A 19,777-nucleotide genomic window follows, 5' to 3' on the forward strand; every position below is an offset into this window, starting at 1 on the left:
GCGCATTCTACAGCAGCCTTTCAATCTGTCAAGCTTATTTTCGAAAATTTCTTTTCTACTCAACCGCTTGCCGCTTCCGATCTTTCAAACCCCTCGTCAGCGGGAGGCAAATTCTACAGCGTTCAAACCCGCTGTCAACACCTCTTTTCCGCTTCCGATCATTTCGACCGAAGCCACCAACAGGATCAAACCACCACCCCGCCAGCCCGGCGCATTCTACTCGAATCCGCCACCGATGCAACCCTCTTTATTTGCTCAACCCTTTGATTTACAAGAGGTTTTACTTGAGGACTGCGCCGGAAGTGGTGCGCATTATAGACAGCCCAAAACTCACGTCAACCGCTTTTTCGAAAGAGTTTCGGTTGACAGATTTGCCTACATCTATATGGAAGAGTGAGCTAGGCACTGCCAGCAGCCCTGGGAGCCGCTTCCACAACTATATGTGTCGTGAACAGAATAAAAGCTACCGGTACGCCTTCGGTTGGGATACTCTGCATGAGAGCCGTGGGCGAGACTGCACCATAGGCCTTAAATTTTTCTGGAGTTGCACAATGGCTAATCGCCAAACTGGTACCGTTAAGTGGTTCAACGATGAAAAAGGCTTCGGCTTCATCACCCCGACTGATGGCTCTGCCGATCTGTTCGTACACTTCAAAGCCATTCAGAGTGATGGATTCAAAAGCCTGAAAGAAGGCCAGCAGGTCTCCTTCGTTCCCGCTAAGGGCCAGAAAGGCATGCAAGCCGAAGAAGTGCGCGTAGACTAAGTCTGCAGCTCTACTGAAAAAAGCCCCGCTCGCGGGGCTTTTTTTATGCCTGAAGAAACGCATCCGGTTACCAGGAAAGCCCGTAGCCAGGCCCCTGCGGACGAACTCTCCATGTCGGGGGTAGTCAGCTCTAGGGTGACCAACCCGGGAGCAGATGATGGAAATCAGTTTGGAAGGCCAGGTCGCCCTGGTTACCGGAGCCAGCTCCGGAATCGGCAAAGCTGCCGCCAAAGCGCTGGCCGACGCCGGCGCTGCAGTCGTAGTCAACTACAACTCACATGCCGAACCCGCCCAGCAGCTGGTCGCGGAGATCCAGGCGGCAGGCGGCAGGGCGATAGCCGTGGAAGCCGATGTCTCCAACGAGTCGGACGTCGAGCAGATGTTCAGGCAGACCCTGAACGAGTTCGGCAGGCTGGACATCCTGGTGGCGAACTCCGGCATGCAGCGCGACGCCGCAATTCTGGACATGACGCTGGAGGACTGGAACGCCGTCATCCAGGTCAACCTCACCGGTCAGTTCCTCTGCTCCCGGGCGGCCATCCGCCAGTTCGTGGCGCAGGGCATCGATTCCTCCATATCCCGCGCGGCCGGCAAGATCATCCATATGAGCTCGGTACACGAGCGCATCCCATGGGCGGGACATGTCAACTACGCCGCGTCCAAAGGGGGGGTCGACCTGCTCATGCGAAGCCTTGCGCAGGAGGTCTCCCATCAGCGCATACGCATCAATAGCGTGGCGCCTGGCGCCATCAGCACAGCGATAAATGAAGAGGCTACCCAAGGCGATGCGGCGGACAAGCTTCTCGAGCTGATTCCCTACGGCCGAATCGGAGCCGTCGAGGACGTGGCCAACGCGATCGTCTGGCTAGCCTCCGACGCCTCCGACTACGTCGTCGGGGCCAGCCTGTTCATCGATGGAGGCATGAGCCTCTACCCGGAGTTTCGTGATAATGGATGAAGCCCTCATGCAACGCCCCATCGAAGCTCACGGCATCATTGGAGACATGCAGACCGCCGCGCTGATCGCCGACGATGGCTGTGTCGACTTCCTATGCTGGCCGAACTTCGACAGCCCCACCATCTTCGCCTCTCTGCTGGACAGTCCGAAGGCCGGCGCCTTCGAGATTGCTCCGGACATTCCCTCCCCGCGCCATCAGCAGATCTACCTGCCCGACAGCAACATTCTACAGACCCGCTGGCTAGGTGAAACGGCCATCGCCGAGGTGACCGACTTCATGCCCGTAGGCAACCATCAGGGGTCGCCGCGTCTGATCCGGCAGGTCAATGCGGTGCGCGGCGAGATCAGATTCACGATGCGTTGTGCCGTGCGACACGACTATGGGCGCGCCGACACCCGCGCGGAAGCGGACGGTGCAGACGTGTGCTTCCACGCCGAAGGACAACCGACGCTCCGCCTCGCCGCCACCTGCTCGCTGACGATCGAGGACGGCGCTGCGTTGGCCGAGTTCGTCCTCGCCGAAGGTGAGAGCGTCCAGTTGCTGCTGAGCGACGCCAGCGACCGTCGGATGAATGCTGACGACGCCCAGCACTGCCAACAGGAGACCCTTTCCTTCTGGCGCGACTGGGTTCACCGATCCAACTACCGCGGCCGTTGGCGCGAAGCCGTCGAGCGCTCTGCTCTCGCGCTCAAGCTGCTCACGTCGCGCAAACATGGCGCGATACTCGCCGCCGCCACCTTCGGGCTTCCTGAAGCGCCGGGCGGCTCGCGCAACTGGGATTACCGCTACACCTGGGTCCGCGACGCGTCCTTCACGGTGTACGCGTTCATGCGCCTGGGCTACGTGGACGAGGCCAACGACTTCATGCGCTGGGTCGGCAAACGCGTCAGCGAATGCAAGCGTGGCGAATTGCGCATCGTCTATCGGGCGGACGGGGAACGGGAACTCACCGAGGAATCCCTGCCCCACTTCGCCGGCCACGGCGGCGCCACTCCGGTTCTGATCGGCAACGATGCCTACGGTCAGGTTCAGTTGGATATCTATGGCGAACTTCTCGATGCCATTTACCTGGCCAACAAGTACGGCGAGGCCGTACCGCACGATGAGTGGCAGCACATCACTCGCCTCGTCGATCATGTCTGCGAACGCTGGCAACAGCCCGACGTGGGGATATGGGAGATGCGCGGCGAGGCGCAGCATTTCCTGCACTCCCGGGTGATGTGCTGGGTCGCGGTGGATCGCGCCATTCGACTTGCCAGCAAACGCTCGCTTCCCGCGCCGTTTCGCCAATGGGATGAAACCCGCCGGGCGATCCACGAAGACATCTGGAGCAATTTCTGGAACGAGGAACGCGGCCATTTCGTTCAGCGACTGGGCAGCACCGCGCTGGATGGCGCGATGCTGATGATGCCGCTGGTACGCTTCGTCAGCGCGACCGATCCCCGCTGGCTGGCAACGCTGGATGCCATCGGCGCATCGCTGGTCAGGGACGGGATGGTAAAGCGCTATCTGCCCAGCGAAACGCCCTCGGACACCCTCGAGGGCGAGGAAGGCGCGTTCGCCGCCTGCTCTTTCTGGTACGTCGAATGCCTGGCCCGCGCGGGCCGCGTGGCGGAGGCGCACCTGGAGTTCGAGAAGCTGCTGAGTTACGCCAATCAGTTGGGTCTCTACGCCGAAGAGTTCGACGGACGCGCCCACCATCTCGGCAACATGCCCCAGGCGCTGACCCATCTGGCTTTGATAAGCGCCGCGACCTTCCTCGATCGCAAGCTGGATAAACGCGCGACGCTCTGGCAGCCCTGATGGGAGAGGTCCGCCACTCCGGCGGACCTTCCATCGATCGCATTCCGTTTGCCGAATGCCGGCGCCACTGGTATCTGTACGGATAACCAGTGCCAATCGAATCCGCTCCCGTGCCCACCGCAGTCATTCCTTCCTCCCTGTCGCCCGACGATGAGCAACGCTACGTTGTAGCCGTGCGGGCGCTGTGCGAGTTCACCGCCAAATCCGGAGATCTCGACCTGCGCTTCACGCCCTCACCAACCGCGAGCGAAGGCATGGCGGGACATGTGGCAGTGGCGGCGAGACGCGGCGCGGGCTACCAGACCGAACTGACCTTGAACGGGGACTACCGCCACCTTCGGGTACGCGGTCGCGCCGACGGCTACGACCCACAGGCGAATCGTCTGGAGGAAGTGAAAACCTATCGCGGCGACCTGGCCCTGCAGCCGGCCAATCATCGCGCCCTGCACTGGGCGCAGCTGAAGGTCTACGGCTGGTTGTTGTGCCGGCAGCTGGACTTGCAGGAAATCGAACTGACCCTGGTGTACTTCGATATCGCCAGCCAGCGTGAGACCCTGATCGGCGAGCGGCACGCGGCGTCCGCACTGCGCGCGTTCTACGAATTGCAGTGCCAGCGCTTCATTGCCTGGGCGGAACAGGAGGTCGCGCATCGCAAACGGCGTGACCTGGCGCTCGGCGCGCTGCGCTTTCCCCACGAAGCCTTTCGACGCGGACAGCGCCCGCTGGCCGAAACCGTCTACAAAGCCGCCTGCACTGGCACCCACCTGCTCGCCCAAGCACCAACGGGCATCGGTAAAACCCTCGGCACGCTGTTTCCGCAGCTCAAGGCGATGCCTGGCCAGCGGCTGGACAAGGTGTTCTTCCTCGCGGCGAAGTCTCCTGGCCGTCAGTTGGCCTTGCACAGCCTGCAAACCCTGCGCGGCGAGACGCAGCATCCACCCCTGCGCGTGCTCGAACTGGTGGCCCGCGACAAAGCCTGCGAGCACCCGGACAAAGCCTGCAACGGTGCATCCTGCCCGCTCGCCCAGGGCTTCTACGATCGCCTGCCGGCAGCGCGCGAAGCGGCGTTGAACGTGGCCTGGCTGGACCAGCAGGCGCTGCGGTGCGTGGCACTGGAGCATCGCATCTGCCCCTATTACCTGAGCCAGGAACTGACGCGCTGGGTCGATCTGGTGATCGGCGATTACAACTACTACTTCGACCTTGGCGGCCTGCTGCACGGGCTGACCCAATCCAACGAATGGCGTATCGCCGTGCTGGTGGACGAAGCGCACAACCTGGTGGAGCGCGCTCGACAGATGTACAGCGCCGCGCTCGACCAGTCGCAGCTGGCCTCGATACGCCGCGAGGCACCCGCGCCCCTGAAGCGACCGCTGGACCGTGTCCATCGCCAATGGAACGCCCTGCATTCCGAGCAAATCGCGCCGTACCAGCGCCATGACGCGCTCCCAACGAAATTGCTGCAGGCCTTGCAGCAGGCAGGCTCGGCCCTGATGGACCATTTCAGCGAAGCCCCGTCGTCCATCGACCCGGCCCTGCAGGCCTTCTACTTCGACAGCTTGCAGTTCCTGCGCATCGCCGAGCTGTTCGGCGCCCATTCGTTGTTCGACGTGCACAAACGCGACATCGGCCGGGGCCGCAGCGCTTCGCTGCTGAACCTGCGCAACCTGGTACCGGCGCCCTTCCTGCAGCCGCGCTTCGAGGCCAGCCGCTCGACCGTCCTGTTCTCCGCGACACTCAGCCCGCAGCACTACTATCGAGAACTGCTGGGCTTGCCCGATACCTGCCGCTGGATCGATGTGGAGTCGCCGTTCGACCATCGGCAACTCCGGGTGACGGTGGTGGACGACCTGTCGACCCGCTATCAGCATCGACAGTCGTCCCTGCCCCCGATCGTCGAGCTGATCGGACAGCAGTTCGCCAACTGCGCAGGCAACTACCTGGCCTTCTTCAGCAGCTTCGATTACCTGCAGCAGGTGGCGCAGCTTTTGGCCGAGCGGTTTCCGCACATTCCGCAGTGGCAACAGTCGCGGCGCATGGACGAGCCCGCCCGCTCCGAGTTTCTCGCGCGCTTCACGCCGGACGGCCGCGGTATCGGCTTCGCCGTGCTCGGAGGCGCGTTCGGCGAGGGCATCGATCTGCCGGGCGAGCGCCTGATTGGCGCGTTCATCGCCACGCTCGGCCTGCCACAGCTGAACCCGGTCAACGAACAGATCAAGCTGCGTATGCAGCAGCTGTTCGGCGCCGGTTACGACTACACCTACCTCTACCCCGGCCTGCAGAAAGTGGTGCAGGCGGCGGGGCGGGTCATCCGCGGCCAGGATGATCGCGGGGTGGTGTATCTGATCGACGACCGCTTCGCCCAGCGCCAGGTACGCGCGTTGCTACCCGCCTGGTGGAGCGTCGCGTGCGCCTCGATCGCGGACTGTACCGCGACCGAGAATCGGCTCGACCCGGTGCCCGGCTAGCGGCAGTAACCCTCCTGGCCGCTGCGGACGATCAGGCAGTTGGACTTGTCGGCGAGCCACTTGAACCCAGTCTCCACGCCCTTTCCAGGCCGGATGGTCTGTTGCGCCCCATCACGGACGAAGCGGATCGTCTCGCCGTCGGCCTGCCCCGCGAACTCTGCCTGGCCGTCCAGATCGCTCTTGATGGTCAGTACGTAGTGCCCTTCCCCGCCCTCGGCATTCGCACGGATGTCGAGGAAGAGTCCCTCCGGGCCCAGCCAGCGGCCGATCCAGCTGTCGGTGGGTGGCACCTGCGTGGCCGGCACGACCGCCGCCCGCTCGGGCACCGCCGTACTGGTTGCGGGTGCGGTGTCGTCGTCGCAACCCGCCAGGGTAGCCAGCGTCATCATCGTGATGATCCGTTTCATGCCAGCCTCACTGCATGGGAAAGATGAACATGTCGAGCCCTCGATGCGCCTTGTCGTTCCCCAACCGGAGAACTTCCCGCATCGCGCTCCTTCTACCGATCAGGTGCGGATCGTCTCCACAGGTAGAAAGGAACCGTCATGTCCAACTTGAAAGTCGCCACGTTCAACATCAATGGCATCCGCTCGCGGCTGCCCATCCTGCTGGAATGGCTGGAGCGGGAAGCACCGGATATCGCCTGCCTGCAGGAGTTGAAAGCGCCGGACAAAGGCTTCCCCATCGATGACATAAGGGCCGCTGGCTATGGTGCGATCTGGCAGGGGCAGAGCTCATGGAACGGCGTGGCGATTCTCGCCAAGGGAATGGATCCGCTGGAAATCCGCCGTGGTCTGCCGGGAAACGAAAGCGACGGCCAGAGCCGCTATCTCGAGGCCGCGGCCCATGGGGTGATCGTCGCCAGCCTGTATCTGCCGAACGGAAACCCGCAGCCAGGCCCTAAATTCGACTACAAACTGGCCTGGTTCGAACACTTCATCGAACACGCCGCCGGCCTGCTGGAGAGCGATCACCCCGTCGTACTCGCGGGCGACTACAACGTCGTCCCCACTGACATGGACATCTACAACACGCGTTCCTGGCTGAACGACGCGCTCTTGCAGCCGGAAAGCCGCGCCTGCTACGAGCGCTTGCTGGAACAGGGATGGACCGACGCCCTGCGCACGCATTTTCCCGACGAGCGGATCTACACCTTCTGGGATTACTTCCGCCAGCACTGGCAAAAGAACTCGGGCCTGCGGATCGATCATTTGCTGCTCAGCCGCACGCTCTCACCCTGTTTGAGAGACGCTGGCGTGGACCGCTGGGTGAGGGATCTGCCCCATACCAGTGACCACGCACCGACGTGGATTTCGCTCGAGATGGCCTGAAAAAAGACGGCCAAAAGGGGCAGCTTGGGGACCGTAAAACAGCTACGTACTGACGTTCATTCGATAAAAAAGAGGATCGAGCGACGACTTTTTTCCAGCGAAAAACCCTTCTTTTTAAGCGGTTAAAAAGCCTGGAAGTAAGCGAAAAAAGCGCGAGCAGTGGCCACGGGCCATACCGATTGTCGACTGAGCAGAAAAAAACTCATAAATCAGCAACACAACCTGATTATTAAAAAAATCGAGATATAGAAGTGATCTTCGCCGATACCGCTTCGATTTAAGCGAAACGGCGAAGTCTTGAAATTCCCGAGATCTTGCTATTTCGAGAGAGGCAGAAAAAGTACGTGGAGCTATTCTGCGGCGAGACAGTCGAAGCGTTTGCAAGCACCCGCCCCACGGGCGCTTAAGCGGAACGACAGGCGGCCGAATCTTCTTCGAGCAAATGCTCAAATTTGATGATACTTTCGGGATGGCGGAACGCCACAGTCAGATAACCGACTACCTGGCACCAATACGCCAACCGAATGACACCGCCTGGCTGAGCAGGCTAAAAGTAAGCCAACTTAAGGATGACTGACATGAGCTTCGCTGACTCGATGATCGACCTCGACTCCATGAACTCCGACGGCGTCGAAATCAATAAAATTCGTATTCCGTTCTTTTCCAGAATCATCGCAAAAGTTGCCTCGCTCATGCCAGCCACGAAGTTGAGCAGCGGTCTTCGCCTTGAACTTCAAAGTCATAAGCAGCACCTCGGTCGCGGGATCTAGATCGGTCCGGGACGGTATGTATTTTTATAAACCATTTTTGAAAGGATATCCATCATGAGTTTCGCCGCCTCGATTTGCGATCTTGATACCATGAACTCGGCCGTTGCCAAAATCAACCATGTTCAGCTGACTTCCTTCAAAAAAATTCTTCGCAGCGTCGTCGCACTCGTATCGACCTCTACTTCGCGCGAAATAAACCAAACGCAAAAAATTGGCAAGCCCGACATCGGGCGTGAATCGAATCAGAGCAAGAACTCCTGATCAAGTTCCATAACCTCACAGAAAATCAAAGGACGAACGCCATGAGCTTTGCAGACTCGATGAATTCCCTGGACGCCATGAACGACGACGAAGTAGTGATCAATGAAATCCGCCTGCCGTCGGTCAAGAGCCTTGCCCTGAAAGTTATCTCGTTTTTCAAGCCGGGTAATACGGTCGACGCCTCGCGCGCCCATTACGTCCAACAACCGAACATCAGCCAGCACTCCTGACTTTTCTTTGAAACCAGCAAGGATGACCAACATGAGCTTTGCAGATTCGATGAACTCCCTGGACGCCATGAATAATGACGACGAAGTTGTAATCAACTTGATTCGACTGCCGTCCGTGAAAGTTCTTTTTGCCAGAATCGTTTCGCTCTTCAAACCGGAACAAACCGTCGACCTGCCTGCCAGCCAGCGTCAGCAACACGGCCTCCAGCAGCTCTAGATCAAGACCGAACTTGCCCTTAACCACGAAAAGGATGACCGCCATGAGCTTTGCAGATTCGATGAATTCGCTGGACGCCATGAACGACGACGACGTTGTGATCAACGAGATTCGCCTGCCATCGATCAAGGTTCTTCTTGCAAGGATGATTGCCTCCCTCAAACCGGCACCGCGACTCGTGGAGCCAGCCAGCCAGCACCTTGGCCACGTTCAGCAGTCCTGATCACCCTCGACAATCCCAACTACGGAAGGACGATAACCATGAGCTTTGCAGATTCGATGAACTCGCTGGACGCCATGAACGACGACGAAATCGTGATCAACGAGATTCGCCTGCCCTCGTTCAAAACCATCGTGCTCAAGTTCGTTTCGCTGTTCAAACCCGAGCGCAACCCGGTTCTCGGTAACGCAGCGGTCCAACAGCAGAACTTAGGCCAGCCGTTGTAATTTGGTAAATCACTCGATGGGCAACTGGGAGACACATCCATGAGCTTTGCCGACTCGATGCAATCGATGGACGAGATGAATGGCGATGACGTTCGGATCAACGAACTCACTCTACCGCTTGCAGGAAAGATCAGAGCAATGTTTACCGCACTATTGACCGGCCATAGCCAAGTTCGGGCACGCGTGAACGAAAACCATATTGCGACAAGGCCTACGCCACAGACCTGAGTTACATGCGAAAGTTGTATGCGAGCGAATAAACCATCCCGGAGCATGGGTTGAATTTATCGTTCATTGAAATTGACATCGGAAATCCAAGTGATTTTTGGAGTGGTCATCCGAGAGTTAAGCGACTACTGAGCATCGCCTTTGTGTCTTTGGAAAAGATATCGCGAAACTGGAAGCGTCCCCTGCTACGGACCCCGATTTCGTATTACATGCCCCTCGACCCGAGACTATTGATCGAGAGAACTTGCGTCACTCCACCAGGGTTCCCTCTTTGCAGTCATGGAACATTGGCCGAATAACAGCGTCCGCTCCGGATGTGGTTATTTATCCGCTTGGGCAGTTGGTAAAACACCCTCTGCGCATCTCGAATTCGACTCATGGAAACCTGGATATGCTTCCTGGGTTAACACTTCGCGCCTAATCTCTTGGGCCTGATCAGAACATCGACTCTGATTTCCAGAAAGCACTCGCCATCTAATTAGCCAGAATCGCGCACGGACATTATCGCCATGCGTTACCCCGCGACTTAAACGGTGGCGCTCGGTTTATATGAGTGTTTCAACCAGACGCTGCCTGGCGTCCGTGTACATCAAATACGAGCCAATAGAACGAATCCGCCATTCACCGATAGCGCTCATGGCGTGGCTAGCGGATTCCCGCGAGATGCTGGAGCGCGTGGAAGCAGCCGTTGGCCACTGCCACGGCTCCCGGCGTGATGTTGAGACTGCCCCTGCGTCGCAGCTAGCGCAGGTGGAGCGGGATGAAGAAACCGTAAGCAGCTGACGATCACAGCGGTAAGCCCGCGGCGAGACAGCACGCCAACGCACCGCAGAAGCGAATCGAGGCGATCCGCTCAGGGCAATTGGACGGAGGCAAGGCACCGGCAGGAGTGGTCCCTGCTCCCTCGTCGCAGGCAGCCGGCGGTCAATGCGCCTCGATGATGGCCAGCTCGAAAAGCGCTTCGAGTCCCTGCTGTTCCTCCAGACGCCAGATGCATTCGAGCAGCTTGTCGATCCGCTCCACGCCCAGGAGAGGACAGAGAAGCGTACGAAACTTGTTTTCGAAGTCTTCATCGTCCATAGGCGTAGCGAGCGAGCCCCGTGCGGCGTTGACCTGTTTGGTGAGGGTCTCACCCGAGATCAGCTCGATGGTCACCCGGTTGGGGATCTGCGCCGGAAACAGCGCGGTCAGCTCCTCGTTGGGGTACACGCTGATCTTGTCCATGAACGCCAGCACGCTGGGCTCGCCGAGCTTTTTCGGGGCGAAGGACGAAGCGGTTATCTGCCCGTCGAGCAAGGCCCTCGCCACGGCGTAGGGCAAGCTGTGGTCCGCCGTTTCACGGCTGGCGGGCCGCCATTTTTCCGGGTCCTTGCCGAGGATCCGGTAGCCCACTTCGGTGGTGTCGATGCGCACGGCGCGTATGACTCCGAGGTCACCGAGCTGGCTGCGCAGTTCCAGCGCCGCCCATACCGCGGTCTGCATTTCACCCTGCATCGGCAGCAGCTTGGTCAACGTACTGAGGATGCGGAAGTCGCCATTCTCGGCGTTGCCGAACTGCTGGACATCGAGCTGGAAGGCGCCGGTGATCTGCTTCATGAAGCCCATCTCGCCCTCGAAGATCGGCGATGGCCCGGTCACGCCGTGGCGCGCCAGCAGCGCGGAAAACACGCCGTTGCGGGCGGCATTGGCAGCTGAGCAACCTTTCCATGCCGACAGCTCGCCCGCGCGTACCTGGCGCAGGGCGATATGCCCGTTCACCGCGATGTTGATGGCGTGCGCCAGTTGCTCGTGGCTGAGTTTCATCAGCCGCCCGGCGGCCACCGTGGCTGAGACCAGCACGTAGTTCACGTGGTCCCAGCCGAGGCGATAGAGGTTGGCGGCGTCCTGCAGGCGGCATTGCACTTCATAGGCGAGCACGATGGCGACGATCAACTCCCGGCCCGAGGCGCCCTCGGCTTCGGCCACCGCCAGGCAGCTGGGAATGTTGTCGCTGGGATGGCCCAGTTCCTTGGCGATGTAGCCGTCATTGAAATCGTAATAGCGCACCATGGCGCCATTCACGAATGCGGCCATATCGACGCTGGTTTTCTGCGCCGTGCCGAGCACGCTCGACGAGTCGAGGGGCACGCTGCCGGCGAAGCGGCGCAAGTCGGCGACCACCGCTTCGTCGAAGCTGCCCAGCGCGCAACCAAGGCTGTCGACCATACGTTGTTTGGCCTTGTGCACCACGGCGGCGGGCAGGTCGTCGTAGCGAAGCGCCAAGGCGTAGTGGCTGAGTTGTTCTGCCAGGTTCATAGAAGGTTTCCAGAAAGAGAGGGACTGGCTTGCCAGCCCTGTTCAAGACATCACGCGCGCCGGCTGGCGAGCGCCTCGGTAAGAACGTTGGCCCACTGCGCGCCGTGCATGTCGCGGTCCTGTAGCGAGCCCTGCACCACCGGGCGCGGCAGGCTGATCTTGATCACGTTCAGCGCCTCCAGGCGGAACACCCTCACCTGCTGCGGGTCGCCGTGCAGCATCTCCGCCATCGCGGGCTCGGCCAGGCGCGGCTCCTGGCTCAGCTGGCGGAAAACCTCGGTATTCGCGCAGAAGATGTCGAAGGTGAGCCAGTAAGGCCCGGCGTTTTTCGAACGGATCTCGTAACCCTGGGAATGGCTCATGCTCAAGCTCCTGTAGTGGTGATGTCGAAACGGAACGGCGCCAACGGATCCTCGATCACCATCACGTGGTTGAGCATGAATTCGTAAGCGGGGCCGCGATCCATGGACGGGGGCGACAGCGGAAACGCGTGGGATGGCAGCTCCTTGTCGTCGGGCAGCGGGAAATGCAGCAGATACGGGTTGAGCAAGGCGATGATGTCCTGCGTCCGCGAGGCCTGCGGGGTGGTCACGATGGCCAGCACGCCGATCTCCACCGGCTGGCCGACCTGGCTCTCCAGATCGCCGAGCGCCGAATTCTTGCCGATGGCGCGAAACTGCAGGTCGTAATCCGCCGGGCCGATGTCGAGGTTCTTCTCGATGCGCTTGCGCATGACCTGGTCCAGCGACGCCAGCCACTCGTCGAAGCGGGCGATGTACTCCGGGCCACGCACCAGGCTCAGGAGTACCGATTGGTACCCCGCCACCGCGGCGCCTTCGAGCTTCACCGTGTAGTGCTCGCTGGTGGTCCACAGCGAACCTTCGACCCGTACCCTCTTCTCGTCGATCGCGTGGTAGCGCGCCGCCTCGACGTTCAACACGCCACCCGGCTCCACCAGCACGTTGGGGTTGCTGTTCTCGTAGAGCATGTGCGCCATGACTGAATGTGGCGTGGCTCGCGCCTGGTCGCCCACCGCGATCAGGGTGAATCCCCCGTCATCGATCTCGGCAATGACCATCGCCTCGGTTGGCGTGGTGGTGCACTGCGGCCCGCACTCCAAGGTCTTGCCGGCGTGCCAGGCGGGGCCCGCCGGTGCGCCACGCAGGATGGGGAAGCAGGCCAGCACCGCGGTGTCGGTGGCGCGCCCGGCGAGGACGATGTCGGCGCCCTGCTCGAGCGCATGGATGAAGGGCTCGACTCCCATTACCGCGACGATCCGCGAGCAGCGCTCGATGTGCGCCTGGTCGATCGGTCGTACCGGGTTCAACGGCAGTATCCGTCCGTCCGCCAGGGCCTGGGTCACGGTGGCGGTGTTCTGTTCGCTATAGATAGCGGCGATCTTCACGGTCTGCTGCAGCTCGGCCGCGATCTCCAGGCACAGACCGCGCACCAGGTCCACGCCGGCATCGGAACCACAGGTGCCACAGCTGCCGATGATCAGCGGCACGCCGAGTTCGGCGCGGGCACGCATGTAGGTTTGCAATTCGGCCTTGAGCACGATGGCCGAGCTCTTGCTCTTGCCGGTGCCCAGGTAATAGGGGCCGGAGTCGGTGGAGCCGGCGTCCATGGCGATCACGTCCGGCTTCTCCAGCAGCGCCTGCTGGAAGATGTCCTGGCGTAGCCCGGAGCCCATGCCCCCGGTCGGGGCGAGCACCTTGATGGATTTTTTCATGGTCGTTCCTCTGTCGAAGGGTGCCGCCTCGCCCGCGCTTGCAGGGCCGGCGAGGCTGGCTTTTTTGCGGCAAGCCGCTGCCTGTCCCCCGGCATTCGCCATGGGGCGCTGTGATTCGTGGAACGGGGGCGCTAGCTGATGGCGCCGGTCGCCAGGGCGGAAAGAATCAGTACCGCCGAACTGCCCAGCGCCCAGCCGAGGCAGTAGCGCTGCAGGTCACCGACCTCCCGTTGCAGCAGTCCGCTGAACAGGTAGGACGCCGCCAACAGTGGGCTCAAGGCGTGCACGGGCTGGCCCAGCACGGAGGCGCGGGCGATGTGCAGCGGGTCGACCCCGTATTGCGCACCGGCGCCACCGAGGATCGGCAGGATGCCGAAGAAGAAGGCGTCGTTGGACATGAAGAAGGTGAAGGGAATGCCCGCCAGCGCGGTGATCACGCTCATGTACGGTCCGGCTCCTTCGGGCAGCACGCCAAGGAACGCCTGGGACATGCCGTCGACCATTCCCGACCCGCTGAGGATGCCGGTGAAGGCCCCGGCGGCGAAGATCAGGGCGATCACGTTCAACACGCTCTCCGAATGGGCGGCGATGCGCTCCTTCTGGTCCTGCAGCCGTGGGTAGTTGATCACCAGCGCCAGCGCCAAGGCGACCATCATCAGCACCGGCAGCGGTCCGAGCCCCAGACCCATGGACGCCACCAGCCCGAGGGTCAATGTCAGGTTTATCCAGAACATCCGCGGGCGATGGCTGGGTTTCGGCTCGCGCACCAGGTGCGCACTGGCCACTCCGGTGCCCCCCGGCGTCCAGCCCAGACGCTTGCGCTCGCGCAGGCCCAGCCACCAGGCGGCGACGAAGGCATAGGCCAGACCGATCACGATGGTCGGCAGCAACCCGGTGAACACATCCATCGCATCCAGGTGCAGCGCGCTGGCGGCCCGGGCGGTGGGCCCACCCCAGGGCACCACGTTGATCACGGTGTTGGTCAGCAGCAGCATCACCGCCAGGATCAGCGGGTTCATGCCCATGCGCAGGTACACCGGCAGAAAGGCGCTGACCACTACCAACACTGTGGTGGAGCCATCGCCATCCAGGGAAATCAACGCCGACAGCGCGGCGGTTCCCAGTGTGATGCGCAACGGATCGTTACCCACCATGCGCATGATCCGCCTGATTGCCGGCTCGAACAGGCCGGCGTCGAACATCACCGCGAAGAACAGGATGGCGAACATCAACATCATTGCGGTGGGCGCCACCTTGACCATGCCGCCCATCACCATCTCGCCCAGCTGCGGGCCGAGGCCCAGTGCGAGCCCGAAAACCACCGGCACCAGGATCAGCGCAACGATTGCCGACAATCGTTTGCTGAGAATCAGCGCCATGAACACCAACACCATGCCGAAACCAACCCAAGCCATTTTCTTATCCTTGTTTTTATGAAAGCTGCTTGCTGATGCCGCCTGGAGCGAGGGACCCGCCCGAATGCGTCAATGGCGGGAAAAATAAACATGGATAGATTTTGTGTAAATCTGTATTTTTTTTGTCCACCAACGTTTCAAAATGCGCCGATATTCCCATTGATCCGCCAGCCACCGGGTTATCGGGTCAGCCAGCAAGCCACCTCAGATGCGAGGCTCCAATGCCCACCCAAGACGAGCTGTACCTGTCCGCCGAAGAAGCCGCCAGCCTGCTCGGCGTCAACCTGCCCACGCTTTATGCCTACGTCGGGCGCAAGAACATCCGCTCAATCAAGGTGGAGGGTTCGCGCAAGCGCCGCTATTGGGCAGCGGACATCCAGCGCCTGACCAAAGGTGTGAAGACGCCCGACGGCAGCACCGGCAAGCGCGTTGCCGGGGACTCCAGTTCGCTCACCCTGCTCACCGAGAACGGCCTCTACTACCGTGGACGGGACATCACCGAACTGGTGGAAACGGCGACCGTGGAAGAAGTGGCGGAGATGTTCTGGCAGGTTCCCGGCGCCTTCGGCAACACCCTCCCGCACATGCCGCCGGGCGTATTGCCGTTGCTCGAGCTGTACAGCCACACGACGGTGATCGAGAAAGCCATCGCGCTGTTCCCCCTGGTGGAGCGCGAGAATCCCAAGGCGTTCGATCTGTCCCCCGAAGGCTATGCACGGACCGGTGCCGACGTGGTGCGCTGGTTCGCCGCCCTGGTCGTCGGCACCGCCGCACCGGATACCCGGCCGCTGCACGAGTTCATCGCCGCTTCCCGCGGCGTGGACGCGAACTACGCCGACCTGATCCGACGCATGCTGATCCTTTGCATCGACCATGAACTGGACCACTCCACGTACAGCGTGCGCGCCGCCGCCAACACCGGCGTCACGCCCTACTACGCGGTGATCACCGGCCTGGCGGCGTCGCGCGGGCGACGCATGGCCTATGGCCGCAGCGAGGCGGTCGGCCGCCTGGTCGATGAAGTGTGCACGGCGAAGGATCCCTCCGACCCCATCCTTCAGCACTACAGCCAGGGCGGCGACATTCCGGGCTTCTGCGCCAACGTGCACCGCATCGCCGATCCACGCGCCATCAGCCTGAAAATAACGCTCGACGGCATGTTCGCCGACGACCCGGAATACCGTCGCCTGCTCAAGGCCATGAGCGTGGCCGAAGAACTGGTGCAACGCCCGGTGGAATTCATCCTGCTGGTCAGTTTCGTCGGCCGCAAATTCAACCTGGTCGGCCAGGAACTGGCGCTGGCGGCGGTCGCCCGGCTGATCGGCTGGATCGCTCACGCCAGCGAGCAGTACAACCAGCAGCCGATGGTTCGCCATCGCGCCCGCTACACCGGCGCCCTTCCCGGTTAAGCCGGCCCTCAGACACCGGCGGCAGCCCTTGCCGCCGCGCGCCCTTCCCCTCCCCGTCTCTTGCCCTAGATGCGCCACGCAAACGGATGCGATAGATGTACGAATTCCGTACAGATTTACATCCAATCCACGCGTGTATAGCGTATCCGAGAGCTCAATACATACACATGTACGGCGCCAGTACATGTTTAATTGACCCAAAGCCTAGGTTGCAGGGGATACAGCAATCGCTCACGCCCGCATCCAATAACAAGAAAAGGTGAACAGACGTGAAAGCAACCATCAAGCGGTCCGGCTTGCCGGGCGCCGCCGTCCTGGCAGTGGCAACCGCAGGCTACATGGCCGGCGCACAGGCGGTGAGTTTCAATCTTGGCGAGGTCGAGGGAAAGCTGGACTCCTCGCTGTCCATCGGGGCCAGTTGGGCGATGCGCTCGCCGGACCCGGACTTCATCGGCGTGGCCAACGGCGGCAAGGGCGAATCTCGCACCACCGACGACGGCCGGCTGAACTTCAAGAAGCACGACACCTTTTCCAAGATCTTCAAGGGCAGCCACGACCTGGAGCTGAAGTACGGCGACTCGGGTGTATTCGTGCGCGGCAAGTACTGGTACGACTTCGAACTGAAGGACGAACACCAGGATCTCTACGACATCCAGGACAAGGGCCGCAAGCGCGGCGCGCAGTCCTCCGGCATCGATCTTCTCGACGCGTTCTTCTATCACAACTACCAGATCGCCGATCTTCCCGGCTCGTTCCGCGTCGGCAAGCAGGTGGTCAGCTGGGGTGGCAGCACCTTCATCGGCGGCGGCATCAACGTGATCAACCCGCTGGACGCCAACGCCCTGCGCCGACCCGGCTCGGAGCTCAAGGAAGGCCTGCTGCCGGTGAACATGCTGTACCTGCAGCAGACGCTGAACGATGCGGTCAGCGTCGAGGCCTTCTACCAGTTGGAATGGGACCAGTCGGTGGCGGACAACTGCGGCACCTTCTTCGCCAGTTCCGACATCGCCGCGGACGGCTGCAACGACCGCTACGTGCTCAGCGGCTCCGACCAGGCACCAGGCGAGTCGGACAACTCCGGCCTCAATGGCAACACCCTCTACCTGCCGCGCGGCGGCGACCGCGATGCGCGCGACAGCGGCCAGTTCGGCGTGGCCCTGCGCTGGCTGCTGCCCGGGCTCAACGATACCGAAGTGAGCGCCTACTACCTGAACTACCACAGCCGCACACCGGTGGGCAGTTCCACCATGGTCACCGCCGACCCGTTCACCAGCCCCGCCTTCGGCGCGCCCACGGGCACCTACTTCCTCGAGTACCCGGAAGACATTCGCCTGTACGGCATGAGCTTCAACACCAACATCGGCAGTGCGTCGGTGGAAGGTGAACTGAGCTATCGCCCGAACATGCCGCTGGCTTTCGACGACCTGATCTACGCCACCCTGCGGCTGGACCCGGTGGTGCCCAGCGTGATTCCCAATTCGGGCATCCCGGGCGACACCATCCACGGCTACGTGCGCAAGCCGATGACCCAGGCACAGCTCAGCGTCGCCCAGACCTTCGACCAGATCCTCGGCGCCAGCCGTCTGACCCTGGTCGGCGAAGCCGGCTACAACCACCTCTCCGGCATCTCCGAGGGCAAGGCCGGCGCGCTGCGCCTCGGCCGCGCCAGCCCGTACGGCACCGGCGAGTACTACGGCAACAATGGCGAAGACCTGTGCCGCACGCTGCTCAGCGCGCGCCCCGAGTACTGCAACAGCAACGGCTACTTCACCCGCAACTCCTGGGGCTATCGGCTGCGCGGCAGCCTCGCCTACAACGGTGTGATCGGTGGCCTGGACCTGACGCCAAGCCTGGCCTTCTCCCACGATGTGGACGGCTACGGGCCGACCTTCAACGAGGGCAGCAAGGCCATCAGCATCGGCCTGAGCGCCAAGTACCTGAACAACTACGAAGCCAGCCTGAGTTACACCGACTACTTCGGCGGCGATTACAACACCCTCGTCGACAGAGACTTCCTGAGCGCCAGTTTCGGCGTCACGTTCTGAGGATTTCCCCATGCCCATAAAAACAACGATGTTCTATGCCGCACTGGCCAGCCTGCCGCTGCTGGCCGAACCCTGCTTCGCCGCGGTGGATGCCGCCAAGATCGCCGAACTGGGCCAGCGCCTGACGCCCGTGGGCGCCGAACAGGCCGGCAACGCCGCCGGCACCATCCCGGCCTGGACCGGTGGCCTGCCCAAGGACGCCGGCAAAGTGGTCGACGGCTTCCGCGAAGACCCCTTCGCCAAAGAGCAGCCGCTGTTCACCATCACCGCGAAGAACCTCGACCAGTACCGCGCCCAGCTCAGCCCCGGCCAGCAGGCGCTGTTCGCCCGCTACCCGGACACCTACAAGATGCCGGTGTACCCCAGCCATCGCAGCATCGCCTGGCCGCAGTCCACCTACGAGACGATCCGCAAGAATGCCGCCAGCACCCAGCTGGTGGCAGACGGCAACGGCCTGACCGACTACCGCAGCCCGCTGGCGTTCGCCATTCCGCAAAATGGCCTGGAGGTAGTCTGGAACCACATCACGCGTTACCGCGGCGGCAGCTTCGAGCGCGAAACCACCGCCCTCATGACCACCCCGAACGGCACCTATTCGTGGAAGACCGAGCGCGACCGCCTGGCCTACAGCGAACAGCTGCTGGACTACGATCCGTCGAAAGCGGGCAACGTCCTCTACTACTTCACCTCGGAAAACATCGCCCCCGCGCGCGACGTGGGCAGCGTGCTGCTGGTGCACGAAACCCTCGACCAGGTGAAGGAACCGCGCATGGCCTGGCAGTACAACGCCGGCCAGCGCCGTGTGCGCCGTGCGCCCCAGGTCGCCTACGACAGCCCCGGGCCGGGCAATCTGCGCACCACCGACCAGACCGACATGTTCAACGGTTCGCCCAATCGCTACGACTGGCAACTGGTCGGCAAGAAGGAGCTGTACATCCCCTACAACAGCTTCCGCCTCGCGGACCCGAACGTGCGCTACGACGACCTGGTCACCCCCGGCCACATCAACCAGGACAAGACCCGTTACGAGCTGCACCGCGTCTGGGAAGTCATCGCCACCCTGAAGCCAGGTCAGCGACACGTGTATTCCAAGCGCCACCTGTTCATCGACGAAGACAGCTGGACCATCGTCGAGGCCGACCACTACGACAACCGTGGCAACCTCTGGCGCGTATCGGAAAACCACGTGCTGCCGCTGTATGACGTGCAGACGCAGATCTCCGCCGGCGAACTGACCTACGACCTGCTATCCGGGCGCTACCTGGCCAACTACGTGTTCAACCAGACCAAGAACGCCTACCAGTTCGGCCTCAAGGCCAAGTCCTCGGACTTCACCCCGGCAGCGTTGCGCTCCATGGGCATTCGCTGACGCCTCGCGCGGGCTTCCGCTCCCCCGCTCCCCC

Annotated in this window: 20 protein-coding genes and 1 pseudogene; 16 read left to right on the plus strand and 5 right to left on the minus strand. The window is 61.8% G+C overall.

Translation table 11 applies throughout. The features are described 5' to 3' along the window. The 5 genes and pseudogenes from QMX85_RS08820 to QMX85_RS08840 form a co-directional block, all read left to right on the plus strand. Positions 1–397: pseudogene (locus QMX85_RS08820) on the plus strand (hypothetical protein); the annotation flags it as partial. A gap of 154 nt (positions 398–551) precedes the next feature. Next, entirely contained in the window at positions 552–764 is a 213-nt protein-coding gene (locus tag QMX85_RS08825; RefSeq protein ID WP_090231094.1) for a cold-shock protein, read from the plus strand. A 157-nt stretch (positions 765–921) separates the two neighbouring features. Next, a complete protein-coding gene (locus QMX85_RS08830; RefSeq protein ID WP_282339938.1) occupies positions 922–1,722 on the plus strand; it encodes a glucose 1-dehydrogenase in 801 nt (266 codons plus the stop codon). After that, on the plus strand, positions 1,715–3,526 hold the full coding sequence (locus QMX85_RS08835) for a glycoside hydrolase family 15 protein (protein ID WP_282339941.1): 1,812 nt from the start codon (positions 1,715–1,717) through the stop codon (positions 3,524–3,526). The genes QMX85_RS08830 and QMX85_RS08835 overlap by 8 nt, the downstream gene beginning before the upstream one ends. A 110-nt stretch (positions 3,527–3,636) precedes the next feature. Continuing rightward, complete coding sequence (locus QMX85_RS08840; RefSeq protein ID WP_282339943.1) at positions 3,637–5,994, plus strand: ATP-dependent DNA helicase; 2,358 nt, start codon at positions 3,637–3,639, stop codon at positions 5,992–5,994. Here the strand turns inward: QMX85_RS08840 and QMX85_RS08845 are convergent. Further along, the gene (locus QMX85_RS08845; protein WP_282339945.1) at positions 5,991–6,401 is read right to left on the minus strand and encodes a hypothetical protein; all 411 of its coding nucleotides are present in this window, start codon (positions 6,399–6,401) and stop codon (positions 5,991–5,993) included. The two genes, QMX85_RS08840 and QMX85_RS08845, sit on opposite strands and share 4 nt — an antisense overlap. Before the next feature lie 138 nt (positions 6,402–6,539). Between QMX85_RS08845 and QMX85_RS08850 the strand changes: the two genes are divergently transcribed. From QMX85_RS08850 to QMX85_RS08885, 8 genes are all read left to right on the plus strand, one after another. Next, complete coding sequence (locus QMX85_RS08850) at positions 6,540–7,325, plus strand: exodeoxyribonuclease III (protein ID WP_282339947.1); 786 nt, start codon at positions 6,540–6,542, stop codon at positions 7,323–7,325. Positions 7,326–7,903: 578 nt separating this feature from the next. Then, on the plus strand, positions 7,904–8,095 hold the full coding sequence (locus QMX85_RS08855; protein ID WP_090231099.1) for a hypothetical protein: 192 nt from the start codon (positions 7,904–7,906) through the stop codon (positions 8,093–8,095). 54 nt (positions 8,096–8,149) lie between these two features. After that, entirely contained in the window at positions 8,150–8,356 is a 207-nt protein-coding gene (locus tag QMX85_RS08860) for a hypothetical protein (RefSeq protein WP_273234401.1), read from the plus strand. Between the two features lie 41 nt (positions 8,357–8,397). Continuing rightward, positions 8,398–8,586 carry a hypothetical protein gene (locus QMX85_RS08865; RefSeq protein ID WP_282339950.1) on the plus strand — a complete coding sequence of 63 codons (189 nt, stop codon included), beginning with the start codon at positions 8,398–8,400 and terminating at the stop codon, positions 8,584–8,586. 31 nt (positions 8,587–8,617) lie between these two features. Continuing rightward, positions 8,618–8,803, plus strand: coding sequence for a hypothetical protein (locus QMX85_RS08870; RefSeq protein WP_282339952.1), 186 nt, complete (start codon positions 8,618–8,620; stop codon positions 8,801–8,803). A 43-nt stretch (positions 8,804–8,846) separates the two neighbouring features. Beyond that, complete coding sequence (locus tag QMX85_RS08875; protein ID WP_139210745.1) at positions 8,847–9,026, plus strand: hypothetical protein; 180 nt, start codon at positions 8,847–8,849, stop codon at positions 9,024–9,026. A 38-nt stretch (positions 9,027–9,064) separates the two neighbouring features. Then, positions 9,065–9,250 carry a hypothetical protein gene (locus QMX85_RS08880; RefSeq protein ID WP_282339956.1) on the plus strand — a complete coding sequence of 62 codons (186 nt, stop codon included), beginning with the start codon at positions 9,065–9,067 and terminating at the stop codon, positions 9,248–9,250. Between the two features lie 39 nt (positions 9,251–9,289). Continuing rightward, positions 9,290–9,478, plus strand: a complete 189-nt coding sequence (locus tag QMX85_RS08885) for a hypothetical protein (RefSeq protein ID WP_282339958.1) — start codon at positions 9,290–9,292, stop codon at positions 9,476–9,478. Positions 9,479–10,402: 924 nt separating this feature from the next. Here the strand turns inward: QMX85_RS08885 and QMX85_RS08890 are convergent. The 4 genes from QMX85_RS08890 to QMX85_RS08905 all read right to left on the minus strand — a co-directional run bounded on the left by QMX85_RS08890 (position 10,403) and on the right by QMX85_RS08905 (position 14,920). Continuing rightward, complete coding sequence (locus QMX85_RS08890) at positions 10,403–11,773, minus strand: MmgE/PrpD family protein (protein WP_282339960.1); 1,371 nt, start codon at positions 11,771–11,773, stop codon at positions 10,403–10,405. Positions 11,774–11,823: 50 nt separating this feature from the next. Then, complete coding sequence (locus QMX85_RS08895; protein ID WP_273234391.1) at positions 11,824–12,135, minus strand: DUF4387 family protein; 312 nt, start codon at positions 12,133–12,135, stop codon at positions 11,824–11,826. A gap of 2 nt (positions 12,136–12,137) precedes the next feature. Next, positions 12,138–13,505 (minus strand): acyclic terpene utilization AtuA family protein, encoded by a 1,368-nt coding sequence (locus tag QMX85_RS08900; protein ID WP_282339963.1) that lies wholly within the window; start codon positions 13,503–13,505, stop codon positions 12,138–12,140. Positions 13,506–13,636: 131 nt separating this feature from the next. Beyond that, positions 13,637–14,920 carry a citrate:proton symporter gene (locus QMX85_RS08905; protein ID WP_282339966.1) on the minus strand — a complete coding sequence of 428 codons (1,284 nt, stop codon included), beginning with the start codon at positions 14,918–14,920 and terminating at the stop codon, positions 13,637–13,639. A 221-nt stretch (positions 14,921–15,141) separates the two neighbouring features. On the opposite strand from QMX85_RS08905, the gene QMX85_RS08910 reads away from it, so the two are divergent. From QMX85_RS08910 to QMX85_RS08920, 3 genes are all read left to right on the plus strand, one after another. Next, positions 15,142–16,329 (plus strand): citrate synthase, encoded by a 1,188-nt coding sequence (locus QMX85_RS08910; protein ID WP_282339967.1) that lies wholly within the window; start codon positions 15,142–15,144, stop codon positions 16,327–16,329. A 269-nt stretch (positions 16,330–16,598) separates the two neighbouring features. Beyond that, entirely contained in the window at positions 16,599–18,374 is a 1,776-nt protein-coding gene (locus QMX85_RS08915; RefSeq protein ID WP_348775228.1) for a DUF1302 domain-containing protein, read from the plus strand. Positions 18,375–18,384: 10 nt separating this feature from the next. Next, a complete protein-coding gene (locus tag QMX85_RS08920; protein WP_282339969.1) occupies positions 18,385–19,743 on the plus strand; it encodes a DUF1329 domain-containing protein in 1,359 nt (452 codons plus the stop codon). Positions 19,744–19,777: the final 34 nt, after the last annotated feature.

Source organism: Pseudomonas sp. PS02288 (genome assembly GCF_029959715.1).
In the GTDB taxonomy this organism is placed as follows: Bacteria; Pseudomonadota; Gammaproteobacteria; order Pseudomonadales; family Pseudomonadaceae; genus Pseudomonas_O; species Pseudomonas_O kuykendallii.

Coding starts and splice junctions, on each gene's coding strand:
- QMX85_RS08825 (WP_090231094.1), top strand. CDS start 552: ATGGCTAATCGCCAAACTGGTACCGTTAAGTGGTTCAACGATGAAAAA.
- QMX85_RS08830 (WP_282339938.1), top strand. CDS start 922: ATGGAAATCAGTTTGGAAGGCCAGGTCGCCCTGGTTACCGGAGCCAGC.
- QMX85_RS08835 (WP_282339941.1), top strand. CDS start 1,715: ATGGATGAAGCCCTCATGCAACGCCCCATCGAAGCTCACGGCATCATT.
- QMX85_RS08845 (WP_282339945.1), bottom strand. CDS start 6,401: ATGAAACGGATCATCACGATGATGACGCTGGCTACCCTGGCGGGTTGC.
- QMX85_RS08850 (WP_282339947.1), top strand. CDS start 6,540: ATGTCCAACTTGAAAGTCGCCACGTTCAACATCAATGGCATCCGCTCG.
- QMX85_RS08855 (WP_090231099.1), top strand. CDS start 7,904: ATGAGCTTCGCTGACTCGATGATCGACCTCGACTCCATGAACTCCGAC.
- QMX85_RS08860 (WP_273234401.1), top strand. CDS start 8,150: ATGAGTTTCGCCGCCTCGATTTGCGATCTTGATACCATGAACTCGGCC.
- QMX85_RS08865 (WP_282339950.1), top strand. CDS start 8,398: ATGAGCTTTGCAGACTCGATGAATTCCCTGGACGCCATGAACGACGAC.
- QMX85_RS08870 (WP_282339952.1), top strand. CDS start 8,618: ATGAGCTTTGCAGATTCGATGAACTCCCTGGACGCCATGAATAATGAC.
- QMX85_RS08875 (WP_139210745.1), top strand. CDS start 8,847: ATGAGCTTTGCAGATTCGATGAATTCGCTGGACGCCATGAACGACGAC.
- QMX85_RS08880 (WP_282339956.1), top strand. CDS start 9,065: ATGAGCTTTGCAGATTCGATGAACTCGCTGGACGCCATGAACGACGAC.
- QMX85_RS08885 (WP_282339958.1), top strand. CDS start 9,290: ATGAGCTTTGCCGACTCGATGCAATCGATGGACGAGATGAATGGCGAT.
- QMX85_RS08890 (WP_282339960.1), bottom strand. CDS start 11,773: ATGAACCTGGCAGAACAACTCAGCCACTACGCCTTGGCGCTTCGCTAC.
- QMX85_RS08895 (WP_273234391.1), bottom strand. CDS start 12,135: ATGAGCCATTCCCAGGGTTACGAGATCCGTTCGAAAAACGCCGGGCCT.
- QMX85_RS08900 (WP_282339963.1), bottom strand. CDS start 13,505: ATGAAAAAATCCATCAAGGTGCTCGCCCCGACCGGGGGCATGGGCTCC.
- QMX85_RS08905 (WP_282339966.1), bottom strand. CDS start 14,920: ATGGCTTGGGTTGGTTTCGGCATGGTGTTGGTGTTCATGGCGCTGATT.
- QMX85_RS08910 (WP_282339967.1), top strand. CDS start 15,142: ATGCCCACCCAAGACGAGCTGTACCTGTCCGCCGAAGAAGCCGCCAGC.
- QMX85_RS08920 (WP_282339969.1), top strand. CDS start 18,385: ATGCCCATAAAAACAACGATGTTCTATGCCGCACTGGCCAGCCTGCCG.